At 27.7% G+C, this 3,294-nt stretch carries 3 protein-coding genes and 1 riboswitch; of the genes, 1 reads left to right on the top strand and 2 read right to left on the bottom strand.

Going from position 1 to position 3,294, the window contains the following annotated elements; genetic code table 11:
* Positions 1-455: 455 nt before the first annotated feature.
* The gene (locus tag V6137_RS20700) at positions 456-1,109 is read left to right on the top strand and encodes a hypothetical protein (RefSeq protein WP_425449848.1); all 654 of its coding nucleotides are present in this window, start codon (positions 456-458) and stop codon (positions 1,107-1,109) included.
* Positions 1,110-1,528: 419 nt separating this feature from the next.
* Here V6137_RS20700 and V6137_RS20695 read toward each other — a convergent pair whose 3' ends face one another.
* Together V6137_RS20695 and V6137_RS20690 are read right to left on the bottom strand one after the other, a co-directional pair.
* Positions 1,529-2,218, bottom strand: a complete 690-nt coding sequence (locus V6137_RS20695; RefSeq protein ID WP_425449847.1) for a radical SAM protein — start codon at positions 2,216-2,218, stop codon at positions 1,529-1,531.
* 18 nt (positions 2,219-2,236) lie between these two features.
* Positions 2,237-2,914, bottom strand: coding sequence for a B3/B4 domain-containing protein (locus V6137_RS20690; protein WP_425449846.1), 678 nt, complete (start codon positions 2,912-2,914; stop codon positions 2,237-2,239).
* 92 nt (positions 2,915-3,006) lie between these two features.
* Positions 3,007-3,102: riboswitch (guanidine-I (ykkC/yxkD leader) on the bottom strand.
* Positions 3,103-3,294 lie beyond the last annotated feature (192 nt).

The raw sequence follows: 3,294 nt of genomic DNA, 5'->3' as shown, positions 1-3,294 counted from the left end.
CCTCTATTTACATCTGCCTACAGGTACAAAATCCATGTATGTAGAGGCTCCATGTCAATGGCGAATCGGGAACGAAGAAATTATACCTTTTTCAAATTAAATGCGACAACTTACTTGACAAACACCGGTATCAAGTTTTTGATATTGCCAACTTGCAAAAGATGTAGTTGCGAACAAGGATATTAATAAAACAAGTAATATACTTACTTTTCCTAATTTTTTCACTTTATAATCTCCCCTTTATCTAGATGTATTTTCTGCCTTGGATTTTACTTTAGTAATACATCAATATAATATAACATTTATAGTTTTTTTTCAAATAATAACATTTATTAAAACATTTAATTAATAATACCAATTAAATTGTCGATATCATATATGGAGTTAATTAAATAAATTAATAGCGATAAATCTAGTTGAGGAAACCTATACGAATTTCCGAAAGGGGGATGAATATGAATGTAAATTCTGTAAATACTATTTCAAAATATAATTATTCTAATTTAAGAAAGAATTCTGTTAGAAAACACAAGAAAAATTTTAGTAATGAGTTAAATAATCAAATGAAAAATAAGAAAGTAAAACATACAGATAGTATTTGTGTGAAACATGTACCAGATTATAAAAAAGACTATAAAGCAGAAGTTTTTGATGTTTCAAATATTGCTGGGGAGCTTTCGAATCCGTTGGAGAGTACAAGTGTTGAAGCTTTTACATATAGAGATATATCATCAAGAGTCTATAGAGTTTTTATGAAAAAACCTAATTCTAATGAAAAAGTTACAATTGATATTGTTTTGAAACTCAAAGGAAATAAAAGGTTTAAAAATGAAGAGATTTTTAAAGATAGTGTAGAAAAGGCTATTATGCTTGCTGACAAAGAAATTACTATTAAGCATAAAACCGGTGAGAGTATACCGGACTTTAAAGGAATAGCTTTTGATTACAATGGAAGAACTGGTGAATTTGATTTTAGACTTCATATTGATGCATTTAGAAGATTTTTTGAACATAGATTAAATGGAAGCATATATATAAATGAAAAAACGAAAGAAGCTATGATACAGGAATTAAATGATTTTATTTTCGAAATATTTGAAGAAAGTTAAAACAACATAAGAAGTAGCTTGAATAAGCATTTTGAGCCTATTCAAGCTACTTCTTACGTTAAATTTGAAGTTAATATAAAAATTAGATTAAAAATTATAACACATAGTTTTACATTTTAACTTATTTTATCCATTTATCATAAAATGATGTAAATTCTTTATTACCTACTTTGTTAAATTATTTAATATAATTGAGTTTTAGTATTGTAAAATGTTATCAGAGATAAAGAAAAGGCATATATACTGTATGCCTTTTCTTTAAACTAAATTTAAAATTATGACTAAATATCACCACAACCTATTTGGTAAAATCTAATATTTAGAACTCAAACAAAGTTGAATATTATAGCATAGAAGATTCAGACTTACTTATAAGATAACAGGATAATTGGAAAAAACAGTTCCACTTATTCACATTATTAATGGGCTAACAATATTTCTGAAATATATTCATATCTTTCATTAGATATGCCAAGTTTTTTCTTGAATCTTTTATCATTTATTTTTTCAATAACTATTTTATCTGGAGATAATTTATTAATAATATCTCTTAACTTATTAATAGATTCTTCTGTATCGTTATAGCCTTTAATAATCATTATTTCTAAAATGAATCTTCCTCTATATTGTTTGTTAAATAAAGTCATACTTGCAAGATGTGCTTTAAGCGTATATCCTTCAATTGGTTTTTGAATTTTTTGAAAGTCTTCTTCTGAAATTGCTTTTATTTGTCCAATAACTTCATCACACTTATTGGCTATTCGCATATATTTATCTTCACCTAATAAATAGCCATTAGATAGTAGTCTCACAGATACTCCCTTATTTTTGATTAGGTCGATAATAGGATTAACATTACTATTTATAAGAGATTCTCCCTTTGAATTAATATAAACTAAATCGGGGCTATAATTTTCTATCATATTTTCTAATTCTCTTAATGAATTATCCATTTTATCAAATGATTGTTGTGTATCTACTTTATTATAAGATTTTCCGATGGAACAGAATATACAATCAAAATTACAATACTTTTCAGGAAGTATATTTATTTCTAGTATCTTTTTACCATCTTCGAGATAGACCTTTTTATAAGCAAAATCTCCCATTCCTATATCCTCCTAAAATTATTCTATTATTATTTCTTTATTATCTATATCTAAAATTGAAATTTTAACTGTCCCACCTAAATTATTTTGTACTAATTTTGCTAGTTCTTCCAATGCATTCTCAAAGTCTATTAATCTGCCTTCATCAATTAATTCAATACATAAAAAAGCATTAGTTGTATACTCAGTAATCATTGTTCTTACTGCCTCACGCCAGTTCCAACATCTGCAGATTGCACCTTTGTTGTCTTTATAGACTATTTCACTTTCATATGGAGGTGCATTTTTATCTGTTCCAAGTGGAATAAATTCCTCATTTCCAACAGCCTTAGTTAATCTTATATCGCCAGCAAACTTATCTATATCCTCACTGCCACATGGTAAAGCATATCTTAGTGAAATAGAATTGTAGATATCAACTAATGGGTTAATAGTTCCCAAATGCTTTCCTTTATAGACTCTTTTTAGTAATGCTTCTATGGACGACCTTGCGCCTTTCTTTGTTTTAAATTTCTGAAATGCTTCTCTCCATACTTTTATAACAGGGTTATTACTAAATTTTGAATCCTGCAAATATTTTAGTGCTTCTTTTTCCGCCTCTGAAATCATTTCTGCATATTGCTCACTATCTGTTATAGAATTATCTATTCCATAACAAGTGACAACACCAATCTTCGTATTGGGGAATAGGCCCAAAAAGAATCTTCGATAACAAATTTTTTCATTAGAATACCTCCTAGATTAGAAAATTTGAAAAATAAAAAAAGCCTATGGAAATATTATTAAACATCTCCCAGGCTTTTATCCCTCCGTGTACACAGTTAACTGTGCGTTTTCTCTCGGACCTGCCAGTCATGGACTGCGGAACCCTAGAAAACCTAAATATAATTAAATTGTATTTGAATTATAGCATAATATTAAGAATAAATCAAGTATATGCCTTGTCTAATCCACGGGAATCGCATGAAGATTTATTCAAACCAAAACTTTCATCCGAAAATTTTTAAAAGCGACTAGCGTCGTATAAATATGAGATAAGATGTTAACTAATTTTGAAAAGAAGTATAATGTCTAAC

This window comes from Dethiothermospora halolimnae (assembly GCF_037577855.1).
GTDB classification, from domain to species: Bacteria; Bacillota; Clostridia; order Tissierellales; family VENL01; genus Dethiothermospora; species Dethiothermospora halolimnae.
The sequence above is the reverse complement of the archived record's forward strand: the minus strand, read 5'-3'. Positions and strand labels throughout refer to the sequence as shown.